Source organism: Ramlibacter cellulosilyticus (assembly GCF_014297465.1).
Lineage (GTDB): Bacteria > Pseudomonadota > Gammaproteobacteria > Burkholderiales > Burkholderiaceae_C > Ramlibacter > Ramlibacter cellulosilyticus.
Window position 1 is genome coordinate 131,486 of the sequence record NZ_JACORT010000007.1, and the last position, 14,620, is coordinate 146,105.

16 protein-coding genes are annotated in these 14,620 nt (G+C 71.5%); 13 read left to right on the forward strand and 3 right to left on the reverse strand.

Features of this window, described 5'->3' with window-relative positions; genetic code table 11:
- The first annotated feature begins 3 nt into the window (after positions 1-3).
- From H8N03_RS16720 to H8N03_RS16775, 12 genes are all read left to right on the forward strand, one after another.
- Complete coding sequence (locus H8N03_RS16720) at positions 4-2,880, forward strand: monovalent cation/H+ antiporter subunit A (protein ID WP_187077341.1); 2,877 nt, start codon at positions 4-6, stop codon at positions 2,878-2,880.
- Positions 2,880-3,224 carry a Na+/H+ antiporter subunit C gene (locus tag H8N03_RS16725; protein ID WP_187077342.1) on the forward strand — a complete coding sequence of 115 codons (345 nt, stop codon included), beginning with the start codon at positions 2,880-2,882 and terminating at the stop codon, positions 3,222-3,224. The genes H8N03_RS16720 and H8N03_RS16725 overlap by 1 nt, the downstream gene beginning before the upstream one ends.
- Positions 3,221-4,861, forward strand: a complete 1,641-nt coding sequence (locus tag H8N03_RS16730; protein ID WP_187077343.1) for a monovalent cation/H+ antiporter subunit D — start codon at positions 3,221-3,223, stop codon at positions 4,859-4,861. The genes H8N03_RS16725 and H8N03_RS16730 overlap by 4 nt, the downstream gene beginning before the upstream one ends.
- On the forward strand, positions 4,858-5,346 hold the full coding sequence (locus tag H8N03_RS16735) for a Na+/H+ antiporter subunit E (RefSeq protein WP_187077344.1): 489 nt from the start codon (positions 4,858-4,860) through the stop codon (positions 5,344-5,346). The genes H8N03_RS16730 and H8N03_RS16735 overlap by 4 nt, the downstream gene beginning before the upstream one ends.
- Positions 5,343-5,618, forward strand: a complete 276-nt coding sequence (locus tag H8N03_RS16740; RefSeq protein ID WP_187077345.1) for a K+/H+ antiporter subunit F — start codon at positions 5,343-5,345, stop codon at positions 5,616-5,618. Before H8N03_RS16735 ends, H8N03_RS16740 begins: the two co-directional genes overlap by 4 nt.
- Entirely contained in the window at positions 5,615-5,959 is a 345-nt protein-coding gene (locus tag H8N03_RS16745; RefSeq protein WP_187077346.1) for a monovalent cation/H(+) antiporter subunit G, read from the forward strand. Before H8N03_RS16740 ends, H8N03_RS16745 begins: the two co-directional genes overlap by 4 nt.
- A gap of 27 nt (positions 5,960-5,986) precedes the next feature.
- Positions 5,987-6,868, forward strand: coding sequence for a universal stress protein (locus H8N03_RS16750; RefSeq protein WP_187077347.1), 882 nt, complete (start codon positions 5,987-5,989; stop codon positions 6,866-6,868).
- A 331-nt stretch (positions 6,869-7,199) separates the two neighbouring features.
- Positions 7,200-7,601: a GreA/GreB family elongation factor gene (locus H8N03_RS16755; protein ID WP_187077348.1), complete on the forward strand. Its 402-nt coding sequence runs from the start codon at positions 7,200-7,202 to the stop codon at positions 7,599-7,601.
- Between the two features lie 68 nt (positions 7,602-7,669).
- Complete coding sequence (locus tag H8N03_RS16760; RefSeq protein ID WP_187077349.1) at positions 7,670-8,596, forward strand: universal stress protein; 927 nt, start codon at positions 7,670-7,672, stop codon at positions 8,594-8,596.
- Positions 8,593-9,015, forward strand: a complete 423-nt coding sequence (locus H8N03_RS16765) for a GreA/GreB family elongation factor (protein WP_187077350.1) — start codon at positions 8,593-8,595, stop codon at positions 9,013-9,015. The genes H8N03_RS16760 and H8N03_RS16765 overlap by 4 nt, the downstream gene beginning before the upstream one ends.
- Positions 9,002-9,556, forward strand: coding sequence for a hypothetical protein (locus H8N03_RS16770; protein ID WP_187077351.1), 555 nt, complete (start codon positions 9,002-9,004; stop codon positions 9,554-9,556). Before H8N03_RS16765 ends, H8N03_RS16770 begins: the two co-directional genes overlap by 14 nt.
- Positions 9,553-9,717, forward strand: a complete 165-nt coding sequence (locus H8N03_RS16775) for a hypothetical protein (RefSeq protein WP_187077352.1) — start codon at positions 9,553-9,555, stop codon at positions 9,715-9,717. The genes H8N03_RS16770 and H8N03_RS16775 overlap by 4 nt, the downstream gene beginning before the upstream one ends.
- Before the next feature lie 14 nt (positions 9,718-9,731).
- Here H8N03_RS16775 and H8N03_RS16780 read toward each other — a convergent pair whose 3' ends face one another.
- The 3 genes from H8N03_RS16780 to H8N03_RS16790 form a co-directional block, all read right to left on the reverse strand.
- Positions 9,732-10,733 carry a GNAT family N-acetyltransferase gene (locus H8N03_RS16780; protein WP_187077353.1) on the reverse strand — a complete coding sequence of 334 codons (1,002 nt, stop codon included), beginning with the start codon at positions 10,731-10,733 and terminating at the stop codon, positions 9,732-9,734.
- Positions 10,734-10,934: 201 nt separating this feature from the next.
- Complete coding sequence (locus H8N03_RS16785) at positions 10,935-12,608, reverse strand: FAD-dependent oxidoreductase (RefSeq protein ID WP_187077354.1); 1,674 nt, start codon at positions 12,606-12,608, stop codon at positions 10,935-10,937.
- Entirely contained in the window at positions 12,605-13,585 is a 981-nt protein-coding gene (locus H8N03_RS16790; protein ID WP_187077355.1) for a Bug family tripartite tricarboxylate transporter substrate binding protein, read from the reverse strand. The genes H8N03_RS16785 and H8N03_RS16790 overlap by 4 nt, the downstream gene beginning before the upstream one ends.
- A gap of 84 nt (positions 13,586-13,669) precedes the next feature.
- Between H8N03_RS16790 and H8N03_RS16795 the strand changes: the two genes are divergently transcribed.
- On the forward strand, positions 13,670-14,593 hold the full coding sequence (locus H8N03_RS16795) for a LysR family transcriptional regulator (protein ID WP_187077356.1): 924 nt from the start codon (positions 13,670-13,672) through the stop codon (positions 14,591-14,593).
- The last annotated feature ends 27 nt before the right edge of the window (positions 14,594-14,620 follow it).

A 14,620-nucleotide genomic window follows, 5' to 3' on the forward strand; every position in this document is an offset into this window, starting at 1 on the left:
TCCATGCCGCTCTGGTGGATCGTCCTGCTGCCTTTCGCGGCGAGCCTGCTCGCGGCGGTCCTGCCCACGCGCGCGCGCAACTGGGAGTCGCTGCTCGCCGGCGGCGTGGCGCTCGCGGTCGCGGGCGGGCTCGCCTCCCTGCACCCGCGCATCGCCGGCGGCGAAGTGCTGCAGGACACCATCTCCTGGCTCCCGTCACTGGGCGTCGACCTGGTGCTGCGCATCGACGGCTTCGCCTGGATGTTCGGCATGCTGGTGAGCGTGATCGGCGCGCTGGTCGTGCTCTATGCGCGCTACTACCTCTCGGCCGACGATCCCGCCGCGCGCTTCTATGCGCTGCTCCTCGGGTTCATGGGTGCCATGCTGGGCGTCGTGCTCTCCGGCAACATCGTGCAGCTGGTGGTGTTCTGGGAGCTGACCAGCCTCTTCTCCTTCCTGCTGATCGGGTACTGGCACGACCGCAAGGACGCGCGGCGCGGCGCGCGCATGGCGTTCGTGGTCACGGCCTCGGGCGGGCTCGCGCTGCTCGCGGGCGTGCTGCTGCTGGGGCACGTTGCCGGCAGCTACGAACTCGGCGCCGTGCTGGCCGCGGGCGACAAGGTCAAGGCGGACCCGCTGTACGTGCCCATCGTGGTGCTCGTGCTGCTCGGCACGCTCACCAAGAGCGCGCAGTTCCCCTTCCACTTCTGGCTGCCGCATGCGATGGCCGCGCCCACGCCGGTGTCGGCCTACCTGCACTCGGCGACCATGGTGAAGGCGGGCGTGTTCCTGATGGCGCGGCTGTGGCCGGTGCTCGCCGGTACCGACACCTGGCTGCTGCTCGTGGGCGGCGCCGGCCTGCTGACGCTGCTGCTCGGCGCCTATCTCGCGATCTTCCAGCAGGACCTGAAGGCGGTGCTCGCGTACTCCACGATCAGCCACCTGGGCCTCATCACGCTGCTGCTGGGGCTGGGCAGCCCGCTCGCCGCGGTGGCGGCGGTGTTCCACACGATGAACCACGCCACCTTCAAGGCCTCGCTCTTCATGGCGGTGGGCATCATTGACCACGAGACCGGCACGCGCGACATGCGCCGGCTGCACGGGCTCTACCGCTACATGCCGCACACGGCAAGGCTCGCGATCATCGCAAGCGCGGCGATGGCGGGCGTGCCGCTGCTGAACGGCTTCCTGTCCAAGGAGATGTTCTTCGCGGAGACGGTGCTGCTGCAGTCGTCCCCCGTGGTGCAGTGGCTGCTGCCGGTGGCCGCCACGGTGTACGGCGTGCTCGCCGTGGTGTATTCGCTGCGCATCGGGCACCACGTGTTCTTCGGGCCGCCGCCGGGCGACACGCCGCGCGTGGCGCACGAGCCGGTGCGCTGGATGCGCGCACCGATCGAGATCCTGGTGCTCGCCTGCGTCGTCGTCGGCGTGCTCCCGGAAGCGGCGGTCGGCGACTTGCTGGCGACCGCGGCCGCGCCGGTGGTGGGCGGCACGCTGCCGGAATACAGCCTCGCGCTGTGGCATGGCTTCAATGCGCCGATGATCATGAGCCTCGTGGCGCTGGCGGGCGGCGTCGCCGCCTACCTCGTGTTCGCGCGCCTGCGCAGCGAAGGCTGGCTCGAAAGGGCGCCGCTGCTCGCGCGCACCGATGGCCGCCGCGCCTTCGAATGGCTGCTGGCCGCCGGCACGGACCTCGCGCGGCGCACGGTGCGGCGCACGAGCAGCCGGCACCTGCAGCGGCAACTGCTCTGGATGGTGGTGGCGGCCGGCAGCACGGCGCTGGCCGCGGCCATCGTGGTGCCCCTCGAATGGGGTTCGCGCCCGCGCGTGCCGGTGACGATCGACTTCGTGCTGCTGTGGCTGGTCGGCGGCGCGGCCGCCATCGGCGCCGCCTGGCAGGCGCGGTTCCACCGTCTCTACTCGCTGGTGCTCCTCGGCGTCACCGGCGTCGTGCTGTGCGTGACCTTCGCGTGGTTCTCCGCCCCCGACCTCGCGCTGACGCAGATCGCGGTCGAATCGGTCACGCTGGTGTTCTTCCTCCTCGGCCTGCGCTGGCTGCCGAAGCCGCTGGGGAGCGACGAAGTCGAGGGCGTGGCCTGGCGCTCGCTCTGGCGGCGCAGCCGCGACCTGCTGCTGTCGGTGCTCGCGGGCGCAGGGCTGGCCGCGGTGTCGTACGCGCTCCTCACGCGCACGGGCGCGCAAAGCATCTCGCCTTTCTACCTGGCGAACGCGCTGCCCGGCGGCGGCGGGCACAACGTCGTGAACGTGATGCTCGTGGACTTCCGCGCGTTCGACACGCTGGGGGAGATCACCGTGCTCGGGATCGTGGGGCTGAGCGTGTACGCGCTGCTGCGCCGCTTCCGCCCGCCGCGCGAACTCACCGAGGTGCCGCCGCAGCAGCGCCTCGCGCAGCACCAGGCCACCGAGGAACAGGAAGACCCCGTGCGCGCCTCCCTCGTCGTCCCAGCCGTGCTCGCGCGGCTCATGCTGCCGGTGACGCTGGTCGTGGCCGCCTACCTGTTCCTGCGTGGCCACAACCTGCCGGGCGGCGGCTTCGTCGCGGGGTTGACGGTCACCATCGCCTTCGTCGCGCAGTACATGGTGGGCGGCACCCGCTGGTTGGAGGCGCGGCTGGACGTGAACCCGCGCGCCTGGATCGCGCTGGGCCTGCTCGGCGCCCTGGCCACCGGGCTCGGCTCGCTCGCGCTCGGCTATCCGCTGCTCACCACGCACACGGCGCACTTCGCGCTGCCCGTGCTCGGCGAGGTGCACCTGCCCAGCGCGCTCTTCTTCGACCTCGGCGTCTTCCTCGTCGTGCTCGGCTCCACCATGCTCCTGCTCACCGCTCTCGCCCACCAGTCCGGCCGCGCGCGCCGCCGCCCCTCCGGAGGGAGCGCCTGATGGAAGCCGTGATCGCGATCGCCATCGGCGTATTGACGGCGGCTGGCGTGTGGCTGGTGCTGCGGCCGCGGACTTTCCAGGTGCTCGTGGGCCTGTCGCTGCTCTCGTACGCGACCAACCTGTTCATCTTCAGCGTGGGCAGCCTGTCCATCGCGCGCGAGCCCATCGTGCAGCCCGGGGTCACGCCAGACCTCGTGCAGTACACCGACCCGTTGCCGCAGTCGCTGGTGCTCACCGCGATCGTGATCGGGTTCGCGACCACGGCCTTGTTCCTCGTCGTGCTGCTCGCCCTGCGCGGGCTGACGGACAGCGACCACGTCGACGGCGAGGAGGAGCGGCCTTGAGTCCGGGCCCGCACCTGCTTGCTGCGCCCGTGTTGCTGCCGCTGGCGACCGCGGCCGTCCTGCTCGCCGTCGGCGAACGCTGGCGCGGTGCGAAGGCGGCGCTGAGCCTGGCCTCGCTGCTTGCGAGCCTGGTGCTCGCCTGCGGCCTGCTCGCGTGGGCGCAGGGCGCCGCGGTCCCCGCGGTGTACTTGCCAGGCAACTGGCCGGTGCCTTTCGGCATCGTGCTCGTCCTCGACGGGCTCTCCGCCGGCATGCTGGTGCTCGCTGCATCCACGGCCCTGGCAGGCCTGCTCTTCTCCCTCGCGCGCTGGCACCGCGCGGGCGTGCACTTCCACCCGCTGCTGCAACTGCAGCTGGCGGGACTGAACGGCGCCTTCCTCACGGGCGACCTGTTCAACCTGTTCGTCTTCTTCGAGGTGCTGCTCGCGGCCTCCTACGCCCTGCTGCTGCACGGCGGCGGGACCAGCCGCGTGCGTCCGGGCCTGCACTACATCGCGGTGAACCTGGTCGCGTCCTTCCTGTTCCTGATGGGCGTGGCCTTGCTCTACGGCGTGACCGGCACGCTGAACATGGCCGACATCGCCCGCAAGCTGCCGCTCGTGCCGCTGGAGGACCGCGGGCTGCTGCACGCGGCGGCGGCCCTGCTGGCCGTGGCCTTCCTCGCGAAGGCGGGGTTCTGGCCGCTGAACTTCTGGTTGCCCCGCGCCTATGCGGCGGCCAGCGCGCCGTCGGCGGCCGTGTTCACGACGCTGACCAAGGTCGGCGTGTACGCGGTGCTGCGGCTGTGGACGCTGTGCTTTCCCACCAGCGCCGATTTCTCCGCGCATTTCGGCGGCGGCCTGCTGGTGTGGGGCGGGCTGGCGACGCTTGCCTTCGGCGCCATCGGCATGCTGCGCTCGCAGCAGCTCGGGCGCGTTGCGGGCTACAGCATCATCTCTTCCTCGGGCACCGTCGTCGCGGCGGCGGGGCTCGACACGCCGGCGCTCACGGCGGGAGCGCTCGTCTACCTCGCGAGTTCCACGCTCGGCGCCGCCGCCCTCTTCCTGCTGGCGGAACTCGTGGAGCGCAGGCGCCAGGCGGAAGTGGACCCGCCGCGCGCGGACACGGGCGGCCGCCTGCCGCGCTTCGGCGAGGCCTCGCCGATCGACGCCAACCTCGACGACCGCCAGGTGCCGCTGGTGGGCCGAGCGATCCCCGCATCGCTGGCGCTGCTCGCCACCGCCTTCCTCCTGTGCACGCTGGTGGTCGCCGGCATGCCGCCCTTGTCCGGCTTCGTCGGCAAGCTCGCGATGCTGCGCGCCATCACCGAGGCCCGCTTCGCACCGGCCCCGCAGTTCGCCGCCTGGCTGCTGTTCGCGCTGCTGATCTTCTCCAGCTTCACCGGCAGCGTCGCGCTGCTGCGCGCCTTCTCCACGCATTTCTGGGCCTCGTACCAGCGCACGCCCGCGACCCTGCGCATCGCCGAGATGCTGCCGGTGGGCCTGCTGCTGGCGGCCTGCATCGCGCTGGCGGCCGGCGGCGAGCGCGTCCTCGCGTTCACCGCGGGCGTCGCGGCCGCGCTGCATGCGCCCGACCGCTACGTGCAGACCGTGTTCGAGGCGCAACCCGTGCCCTCCCCGACCGGGAGCAGGCCGTGAGGCGCTGGTTCCCGTCGCTGCCGCTGTCCGCCGGGCTGCTGGCGCTGTGGCTGCTGCTGAACGACTCGGTCGCACCCGCGGACCTGCTGCTCGGGGCGATCCTCGCGTTCCTCGCGCCCCTCGTGGCGGCGCCGCTGAAGCCGGCCGGCCCGCGCCTGCGCAAGCCGCTCGTGCTCGCGCGCCTGGTGCTGCGCGTGGGCCGCGACGTCGTCGTCTCGGCGCTGGAAGTCGCCGCGGGGGTGCTGCGCGCCGGCAGGCACGCCCCGCGCGGGCGCTTCGTGGACGTGCCCCTGGACCTGCACGACCCGCACGGCCTGGCGGCGCTCGCCATCATCACGGCGGTGGTGCCCGGCACGGTGTGGTGCGACCTGGCCGCCGACCGCAGCCACCTCCTGATCCACGTGTTCGACCTCGAGGACGAGGACGCCTTCATCGCGATGTACAAGCAGCGCTACGAACTGCCGCTCAAGGAGATCTTCGGATGACCCTGCTCGATGGCGCCATCACGGCGACGCTGGTGCTGTACTGCCTGGCGATGATCGTGGGCCTCGCCCGCCTGTTCCGGGGGCCGCGCGCGCAGGACCGAGTGGTCGCGTTCGACTTCGTGTTCACCGTGGCCCTGCTCGCCGTGCTGGTGCTCGCCATCCGCTACGACAGCAGCATGTACTTCGACGCGGCGCTGCTGATGGCGGTGTTCGGCTTCCTCGGGTCCGCGGCCCTCGGCAAGTTCCTGCTGCGCGGGGAGGTGATCGAATGATCGTGCAGGTGCTCGTCGCGCTGCTGCTGCTCGCGAGCGGCGCGCTGGTGCTCACCGCGGCGCTGGGCCTGTGGCGGCTGGAGGACTTCTTCCTGCGCATGCACGCGCCGGCGCTGGCCAACACGCTCGCGAGCTGGGCGGTCGCGCTCGCGTCCATCGTGTACTTCACCGCGGGCACCGGCCGGCTCGCGCTGCACCAGTGGGTGATCGTGGTGGTGCTGTGCATCACGGTGCCGATCACCACCGCGGTGGTGGCGCGGGCCGCGCTGTTCCGCACGAGGGTGGAGCGCATGCTGACGAAGGCGGCCGACGCGACGCGCGGCGATCCACCCCCGTCCTAGAATGAACTTCGCTTCGAGGAGCCGACGATGAACGCACTGCAGCGGCTGCTGGCCGCCACGGACCTCTCCGCTCCCGCGCGGCATGCGGTCGAACGCGCCGCCCTGGTGGCACGCGCCACCGGCGCGCGGCTCGACCTGGTGCACGTCGCGGCCTACTCCCGCGTCGACGAACTGCGCCGCCTCGTCGCGGGCCTGCCCGAAGACGTCGCGTCGCGCATGCGCGAGCAGACGCAGATGCTGGTGGACGCGCTCGCGGCCGTCGTGCGCGAACGCCATGGCGTGGAAGCCGCGACGCACGTGGCCACCGGACCGCTGCTGCAGGCCATCGACGCTGCCGCCGCCGCCGTCGACGCCGACCTGCTCGTGCTGGGCGCCCGCGGCAGCAGCATGCTGCGCCACCTGGTCCTCGGTTCCACCGCGGCGCGCCTCATCGACGTGTGCACGCGGCCGCTGCTCGTGGTGAAGCGCCCGGCGGTCGCCGAGTACCGCTGCGTGCTGGTGCCCGTGGATTTCTCCGAGGCTTCGCTGCCCGCCCTGCGGCTCGCGCGGGCCGTGGCGCCGCGCGCGCGGCTCGTGCCCATGCACGCCTACGAAGCGCCCTTCGAAGGCAAGCTGCGCGTCGCGAGCGTGGAGGAGCGCTACCTCGAGGAGTACCGCGAGCAGGCACGCGTCGAGGCGGAAGCGAAGATGGCGTCGCTGTGCGACGAGGCGGGCCTGCGGGAAGGCACGTACCCGATGGTCGTGCACGGCTCCGCGCCCGAACGCATCCTGGCCCTCGAAGACGACGAGGACTGCGACCTCGTCGTCATGGGGCGGCAGGGACAGAGCCGCGTCGAGGACCTGCTCCTGGGCAGCGTCAGCCGGCGCGTGCTGGCCGAAGCCGAGGCCGACGTCCTCGTGCTTCCCTGAGGAGTGCACGCGCCGCGCGCAATGCCCTTGCATTCCTTGCCAGAATGGATTCGCCGCTTTCCGGTACCTCGGCCTATACTCTTGCGCATGGCACGTTTTCCCACGTCGCATCCCACCGCTTCCGCCGCGCTGCTCCGTGCCGCACGCGGCGTGCGGGCGCTCGCGACCACGCCTGTGCAGGCGGGTCCGCGGCGAACGCCCGCACATTCCTAGGCCCGGCGGCCGCCCTTCCTCCCTTCTAGCGCCATTCCATCGACCGCCGGGCTCACACCCGGCGTGTCCGCGAACCGAGCCTTCGTGCCCGGCCCTTCGCTTTTCGATTGGAGTGCCCATGCTTCCCCCGAACAACGGCGAGCGCAGGCTCACCGAGCTTGACTTCACCCGCCTGAGCAAATTCACCGCTGCCGGCGCGCTGCCGCAGCTGCACGACCTGCTGGACGAAGCGGAGGTGGTGCCCGCGCGCGCCATCCCGGGCGACGTGGTCACCATGTACGCCCAGTTCGTCATCCGCGACCTGAAGCTGCAGAACCGCCAGACGCTGGTGCTCTGCTACCCGGCCGACGCCGAGCCGGCGAAGGGCTACATCTCGGTGCTCTCCCCGGCGGGCATGGGCCTCATCGGCCTGCCGGTCGGCGCGGTCGCGCGCTGGGTGGGACCGGGCGGCGTCGAGAGCGTCGCACAGATCGAAGGGATCCTGTTCCAGCCGGAGGCCACCGGCGACTACCTGACGTAGTCGCCGCGCGTGTCCCCGGGCGGCCGGCCTGCCCCCCGAATGGCCGGCATCCAACAAGGAGCAGGAAGATGACGATCCAATCGATCCTCGTCGCGACGGATCTTTCCGTGCAGGAAAACGGGGCGGTGCTGCGCGCACGGCAACTGGCCGATGCGCACCGCGCCTCCATGAAACTGATGTACATGCCGCCGCAGGGACACAAGCCCGCGGCGGACGCGACGCTGCGCCTGGGCGCGCTGGCGATGCAGCTGGAGGAAGACCTCGCGCTGCGCGTGCGCACCGTGCCCGTGAAGGCGCACAAGCCCGAAGACCTCGTCGCCGAAGCGCGCGGCACCCACCTCGTGGTGCTGCCGCACCGGCGCGAGCGCTCCACGGCCGCGTTCTTCCGCGGGCAGCCCGTGGTGCGCATCCTGCGCGACGCCAGCTGCCCCGTGCTCGTGACGCGCCACGGCGGCGAACTGCCGTACCGCCACATCCTGGTGGCGGTCGACTTCTCGCCCGCGTCCGAAGGGCTGGTGCGGCTCGCGGCGGACCTGGACGCGCGTGCGGCGCTGGAACTCTTCCACGCGATCGACACGCTCGGCGAAGCGAAGCTGCGCTCGGCGGAAGCGACCGAGCAGGCCGTGCGCGCGTACCGCGAGCGCTGCCTGCGCGATGCGCGCCAGCGCATGCTCACGCTGACCGACTCGTACGTGGCCCGCCGCAACCGGCTGCTCGCGGCGCTGGGCCGCGGCGACCCGGGGCGGCAGACCGTGATCCAGCAGGAGCACTCGGAGGCCGACCTCGTGGTGGTGGGCAAGCGGCGCAGTTCCGCGTGGGAAGACTTCTTCTGCGGCAGCGTCGCCCACCGCGTCCTCAGCTGGGGCAGCAGCGACGTCCTCGTCGTGCCCCACGGTTTCGTCCCGGCGACCGCGCCGGCCGCCGCGCAGCGCATGCGCGGCACCCACCCGCAGCCCGCGCTGCGGATGCAGCCCGCAGGAAGGAGGAATGCATGAACACGAACCGGTATCTCACCGCCGACGAAGCGGTCCTGATCCAGAACGCGGCGGAGCGGTGGCTGCGCGTGCGCGACATCGAGTTCAATGCGGGCGAGGACGCGGCCGCCCTGCTGGCGGCCTCGCACATCCGCGAGCCGCACTGCGCGCGCGAGGACGTCGCCGCGCTGGGCCGCACGCTGCTGCTGGAGATCCCCGGCGAGGCAGAGCCCATCCCCATCACGCTGGTGCGCCCGCAGGACGAAGACCTCTGGCGCGGCCGCGTGTCGGTGCTGAGCGACCTCGGGCTCGCCTGCATCGGCCAGGTGCTGGGCAGCCACATCCGCATCCCGCACGGCGTGGCGCGGCTGGTCGGCTTCGATGGCGGCGCGCGCGCCGCTGCCTTCGGCACGAAGGAGCAGGACCATGCCAATGCGTGACGCGCTCGACCTGCTGCCGCTGCGGCAACTGGTGACGGTGCACGGCGAGGCGGCCGACGTGTTCGCCCGCCAGGTGCTGCTGGACCGGCTGTCCAAGCCGCACCGCTACGCCATCGTGGCGCACGGCGGAGCCGGGGGCCAGATCCTGGCCGCCGGCGAACGGGCGCTGGCGGAGGCGCGCGCCCTGCTGCGGCAGGCCTATGGGCCCGGCGTCTCCTTCGGCATCCCGACCGTGCACACGTACCTGGACCCGCGGACGAACGCGACGATGGTCCCCGTGATCTTCGTGCGCATCGACGCGCCGCGGGCGCACGGCGAGCCGCTGCAGGCGCTGCTGAAGGAATGCGGCGCGGCGCTCCACGCGATGGAAATCCGGCGGGAGCGCATCGTGCTGCGGGCGGACCTGGTGCTCGCCCGCGCGGTCGACCTCGAGAGCCGGGTCATGGAGATCACCGACGGCGCATCGCAGGTGCTGTCGTGGCTGGTGCGGTACGAACCCGCCGCGCAGGGCGCGGCGGAACAACAGGCGGAGGTGGCATGACGATCGAAGACCTCGCGCTGCTGCTGGCGGTGCTGGGCGGCACCTGCGTGGCCACGGCGTGGCTCGCGCGCCGCTCAGGCGCCGCGAGCCGCGATGCGTGGCTGATGGCCGCGCTCGGTGGCGGCAAGCTGGCGCTGGCCGCGGTGCTCACGGTGGCCTGAGGGCCGAGCCGCCGTCAGGCCACGGCGGCTTCGACCCGCTTGCGCCACGCCGCGTGCCGCTGCACCACCCGGAAGCCGCACGCTTCGTAGAGACGCGCCGCGTCGTGCGCGTTGGCCGCGTCCACGCCCAGCTCGCTCTCCGTCATGCCGGCTTCGCGCTGCGCGTGCAAGGCGCGCGCGACGAGCGCGCGTGCGATGCCCTGGCGGCGCCACGGGGCACCCACACTGATGAATTCCGTGTAGCCGCGGCGCCGGTCCTGCGTCGCGTTCTGCTCGAAGTCGATCCAGGGCTTCACCTGCCCCGCCACCTGGTTGCTCGCGACGTGCCAGGCCACCTGCCACAGGTGCGGCTGGAAGAGGCGCGACTGCGTCCAGCGCTCGAACGCGCCCGGCGTCGGCGGCGAAAAGCCCCAGTGGCCACGCAGCGCCTCCATGTGCGCATCGAAGATCGCGCGCAGGTCCGAGGTCTCCACGGGCCGCACTTCGAACCCGGGCGGCAGGGGAAAGTCGCGGATGTCCTCGAGGTCCGGCCGCCGCATCGTGAGGAAATGGCGGACGGGCGCATAACCCGCTGCACGCAGCAGGTGCGCGCGATCGTGTTCGCTCTCGCTCAGTCCGGCGTGGTGGAACGCGTCCTGCACGTCCTCGCGCGCCGCGGCGATCTCCCGCTGGCGCGCTTCGATCCACCGCAGGAGCGCGGTGCCGACGCCGCGGCGGCGCTGTTCCGGGTGCACGAAGGCGATCTGCCCGAGCACCAGGCTTCCCTCCGCCGTCGTCCAGTCCGTCGTGCGTGCGTAACCCGCCAGCTCGCCGCCGACTTCCGCCATGCGCATGTCGCGCGCCGGATCCCACTGGTGGAAGCTCGCGTAGTCCCGCCGGATGTCCTCGACCCGCCGCACGATGCCCAGCACGTCCGCGGCCATGCTGGCGTTGGCGACCCGCGCCATGCGCGGGAAATCCTCCTCGCCCGCGAACGGGCGCAAGGAGATCGCGGTGGAACGTTCGATGGCTTCCATGCGCCGCATTCTGGGCGGCGAACCTGAAGGGAAGCCAAAGGCGCCCCGTAGGGCGTCACACCGTCAGGCGAGAAATGTCTGAACGCAGAGGTCGCAAAGGTGACGCAGAGGTCGCAGAGGAATCCTGGATGTTCTCTGCGACCTCTGCGCTTCCTCTGCGCCCTCTGCGTTCAAACGACCCGAACCAGCACGGGCGGCCCCCTAAGCCGCCATCCGCAACGCCTGCGTGCGAGCCCCGCGCAGCAGGTCCACCAGTTCCACCGCATCGCGCGGCACGGTGTCGCCGCGCCAGGCCACGTGCTGGTCGTCGCGGCACAGCACGAGCTGGTGGCGGTAGCCTTCGGGCGCGGCGACGCCTTGCACGTCCACCACCGTGAGCGGCATGCCACGCGATTGCGCCGCACCCACCAGCGCCTGCACGTCGACGCCCGCATCGAAGCGCAGCAAGGTATACCCCGCGCCGAACGCGTCATACAGCGAGCGCCCGTCCGCCAGCCAGAAGTGCGGCGCGCGGCAGCCCGGCACCGTCGACGGCGTGAAGCCGCCCATGGTGTACGCGGGCGGCTCCTCGCCGTCGTCCGCGATGATGGGCGAGCCGCGGTAGAAGTACCCGAAGTTCAGGCCCGCGCAGCAGAACTGCTGCACGTTCAGCTCGTAGGCCTCGCGGCCGATCTCCTCGCGCGCGCGCTGGCCTTCCGCATCCTGCGCCTCGATGTTCGCCGGCACCGCGCGCCGCGCCTTGATCATCTTGGCCGCATGGTCCATGGCGAAGTTCGAGACCTGCATGGTGATCGGCTGGCGCTCGGCTTCGTAGGCGTCGAGGATGGATTCCTCGCCCCAGCCTTGCACGCGCGCGGCGAGCAGCCACGAAAGGTTGAGCGCATCGGCGATGCCGGCGTTCATGCCGTAGCCCGCGTACGGCACCCACAGGTGCGCCGCGTCGCCGGCGATGAACACGTTGCGGTCGCGGAAGCGGTCCGCCACGAGCCGGCGGCCCACCCAGTCTTCCTTGCTGATGATCTCGTACTGGAAATCGTCGCCCACGCCGAGGATCTGCCGGATGGACCAGTCGCGGTCGATCGCATCGAAGTCGGGTTCGTCGGGATTCAGGTGGTTGTGCACCAGCCAGGTCTCGTGGCCGTCGATGGCGAACACGGTGCCGCAGCGGCGCGGGTTGACGGAGTAGTACGACCACGCAGGCTTGCCCGGGATCATCGCGCGCAGCTTCGGAGCGCGGATGTACGTCGACTGCACGCGCTGGATCACGGGCGTGCCTTCCAGCTTCGCGCCGATCGCCTTGCGCACCGTGGAACTGCCGCCGTCGCAGCCCACGAGGTAGCGTGCGCGGATGCGGCGCTCCTGGCCGCTTTCCAGGTCCAGCGCGGTCGCCACGACGCTGTCGCCCTGCTGCGTGAAGGCGGTGACCTGCGTCCGGTTCAGGAGCGTCACGCCCGGCAGCGCCGCCGTGTGCTGCAGCAGGATGGGTTCCAGGAACAGCTGGTTGATGCGGTGCGGCGGCTCCGGCGTCGGCCACCAGGTGTCGGGGCCTTCCTTCGACGTGTAGCGTTCGCCGCGCCCGGGAATGGGGATGCGCGTGAGCTCCGTGCCGCACACGCTGGTGCGGAACACGACGTCGTTCGGATAGTCCTCCGGCAGCCCCGCCGCCCGCAGCTTGTGCGCGACGCCGAGCCGGCGGAAGCGCTCCATCGTGCGCGCCGAGACGTGGTTGCACTTCACGTTGGGCGGTTCGGCGTAGCGGCGGATCTCCGCGATCGCGACCTTCACGCCGCGCGACTGCAGGTCCATGGCGAGCGTCAGGCCCACGGGGCCCGCGCCGACCACCAGCACGTCGGTCTCGATGTCCTGCAGGCTCATTGCTCGATCTTGATGTTGGCGGTGCGGATCACCTTCGCCCACTTCTGGGTCTCGGCACGGATGTAGGCCTCGAATTCCTCGGGCTTCGTCGGCGCGGGTTCCACGCCGAGGTTGCGCATGCTGGCCTTGATGTGCTCGTCGTTCAGCGCGCCCGTGATCTCCGCGTTGAGGCGGTTCACGATGGCTTGCGGCGTGCCCGCGGGCGCCACCACGCCGAACCAGCCGGTGGAGTCGTAGCCGCCCAATCCCGCTTCGGACACGGTGGGCACGTCGGGCAGCTGCGGCAGGCGCTGCGGGCTCGTCACGGCGTACGCCACCAGCTTGCCCGCCTTGATGTGCTGCAGGGCCGAGGGCAGGTCCACCACCGCCAGCGGCACGTTGCCGGCCAGCACGTCCAGCGCCGCGGGGCCCGAGCCCTTGTACGGCACTTCCACCAGCTTCACGTCCGCCATCTGCGAGAACAGCGCGGCCGACAGGTGCATGGCCGTGCCGTTGCCGCCGTGCGCGATGGACAGCTTGCCCGGCTGCGACTTCGCCAGCGCGATCAGGTCCTTCTGCGTCTTCGCGGCCACGCTGGGGTTGCCGATGATCACGAAGGGAATGGCCGCCAGCATGCTGACCGGCTTGAAGTCCTTGAGCGGGTCGAAAGGCATCTTCTCGTACAGGCTGCTGTTGGCGGACAGCGCGCCCGCCGCGCCGACGCCCAGCGTGTAGCCGTCCGGCGGCGCCTTGGCGACGATCGACAAGCCGATGTTCCCGCCCGCGCCGGGCCGGTTGTCGACGATGACCTGCTGGCCCAGCTTTTCATTCAGGCGAGGTACGAGCATGCGCACGACGGCATCCGCGCTGCCGCCGGGCGGGAAGGTCACGACGGTGCGGATCGGCTGTTTCGGGAAGTCGGCGGGGGCTTGCGCGGAGGCGGCGGCGGTGAAGCCGGCCGCCAGCAGCACGGCGAGCGCGCGGGCGAGGTGTCGCATGGGTTGTCTCCTTGTCGCCCCATTGGAACCGACGCCCATTCATTCGTAAATCGAAGAATTCCGAAGCACCTATGATGTTTCTTCATGAATGCCGCGACCGCCTTCACGCCCAGCCTGCGCCAGCTGCGGGCCTTCCGCGCCGTGTTCCACCTGCGCAAGCTCAGCGCGGCGGCGGAGCAGCTGTCGATCACGCAGTCGGCCGTGAGCGTGCTGATCCGGCAGCTGGAGGATGGGCTGGGCACGCGCCTGTTCGACCGCACCACGCGCTCGCTGCGGCCCACGCCCGCGGCGGCGGAAGCGATCGCGGTGGCCGAGCGCATCCTGCGCGACGTCGATTCGCTCGGTGCCGGCCTGCGCGACCTGGGCGCGCTGCGGCGCGGCCGCGTGTCGGTGGCGGTGACGCCGACGCTGGGCGAGATCCTGCTGCCGGCCGTGGTCCGGCGCTTCACGAAACAGCACCCGGAGATCCAGGTGCTGGTGGACGACTGCTCGCCGGAACAGTTCGTGTCGCGCGTCGTGGGCGAGCACGTGGACCTGGGCATAGGCACGCCCGAGCGCGCCGCGGCGGACGTGGACACGCGCAAGCTGCTCGGCGACACGCTGGCCTTCGTGTGCCGCAAGGACCATCCGCTCGCGGCGCGCAGGCAGGTGCGCTGGGCCGACCTGGTGCGGCAGCCGGTGATCACGGTGCGGCCCGGCTACGGCATCCGTCCCCTCATCGACGGCGCGGCGGCGCAGGCGGGCGTGCAGCTGGATGTGGTCAACGACGTGACCTTCCTGTCGACGGCGCTGTGGATGGTGGAGTGCGGGCTGGGCGGAGCGGTGATGCCCTCGGCGTATGCGCTGGGATCGGGGCGCACGGGGCTCGCAGTGCGCAAGCTGCACGCACCCGTGGTGTCGCGGGACATCTACCTCGTGACGAAGCGCGGGCGGTCGCTGTCGCCGGCGGCGCAGGCACTGGCGGTAGTGATCGAAGGGGAGCTGGGGCGCAAGAACGAACATTCTTGAACGCAGAGGTCGCAGAGGTGACGCAGA

Excerpts from the sequence above, each read along its gene's own strand:
- H8N03_RS16720 (WP_187077341.1), top strand. The coding sequence starts at position 4 with ATGCCGCTCTGGTGGATCGTCCTGCTGCCTTTCGCGGCGAGCCTGCTC.
- H8N03_RS16725 (WP_187077342.1), top strand. The coding sequence starts at position 2,880 with ATGGAAGCCGTGATCGCGATCGCCATCGGCGTATTGACGGCGGCTGGC.
- H8N03_RS16740 (WP_187077345.1), top strand. The coding sequence starts at position 5,343 with ATGACCCTGCTCGATGGCGCCATCACGGCGACGCTGGTGCTGTACTGC.
- H8N03_RS16745 (WP_187077346.1), top strand. The coding sequence starts at position 5,615 with ATGATCGTGCAGGTGCTCGTCGCGCTGCTGCTGCTCGCGAGCGGCGCG.
- H8N03_RS16750 (WP_187077347.1), top strand. The coding sequence starts at position 5,987 with ATGAACGCACTGCAGCGGCTGCTGGCCGCCACGGACCTCTCCGCTCCC.
- H8N03_RS16755 (WP_187077348.1), top strand. The coding sequence starts at position 7,200 with ATGCTTCCCCCGAACAACGGCGAGCGCAGGCTCACCGAGCTTGACTTC.
- H8N03_RS16760 (WP_187077349.1), top strand. The coding sequence starts at position 7,670 with ATGACGATCCAATCGATCCTCGTCGCGACGGATCTTTCCGTGCAGGAA.
- H8N03_RS16765 (WP_187077350.1), top strand. The coding sequence starts at position 8,593 with ATGAACACGAACCGGTATCTCACCGCCGACGAAGCGGTCCTGATCCAG.
- H8N03_RS16770 (WP_187077351.1), top strand. The coding sequence starts at position 9,002 with ATGCCAATGCGTGACGCGCTCGACCTGCTGCCGCTGCGGCAACTGGTG.
- H8N03_RS16775 (WP_187077352.1), top strand. The coding sequence starts at position 9,553 with ATGACGATCGAAGACCTCGCGCTGCTGCTGGCGGTGCTGGGCGGCACC.
- H8N03_RS16780 (WP_187077353.1), bottom strand. The coding sequence starts at position 10,733 with ATGGAAGCCATCGAACGTTCCACCGCGATCTCCTTGCGCCCGTTCGCG.
- H8N03_RS16785 (WP_187077354.1), bottom strand. The coding sequence starts at position 12,608 with ATGAGCCTGCAGGACATCGAGACCGACGTGCTGGTGGTCGGCGCGGGC.
- H8N03_RS16790 (WP_187077355.1), bottom strand. The coding sequence starts at position 13,585 with ATGCGACACCTCGCCCGCGCGCTCGCCGTGCTGCTGGCGGCCGGCTTC.
- H8N03_RS16795 (WP_187077356.1), top strand. The coding sequence starts at position 13,670 with ATGAATGCCGCGACCGCCTTCACGCCCAGCCTGCGCCAGCTGCGGGCC.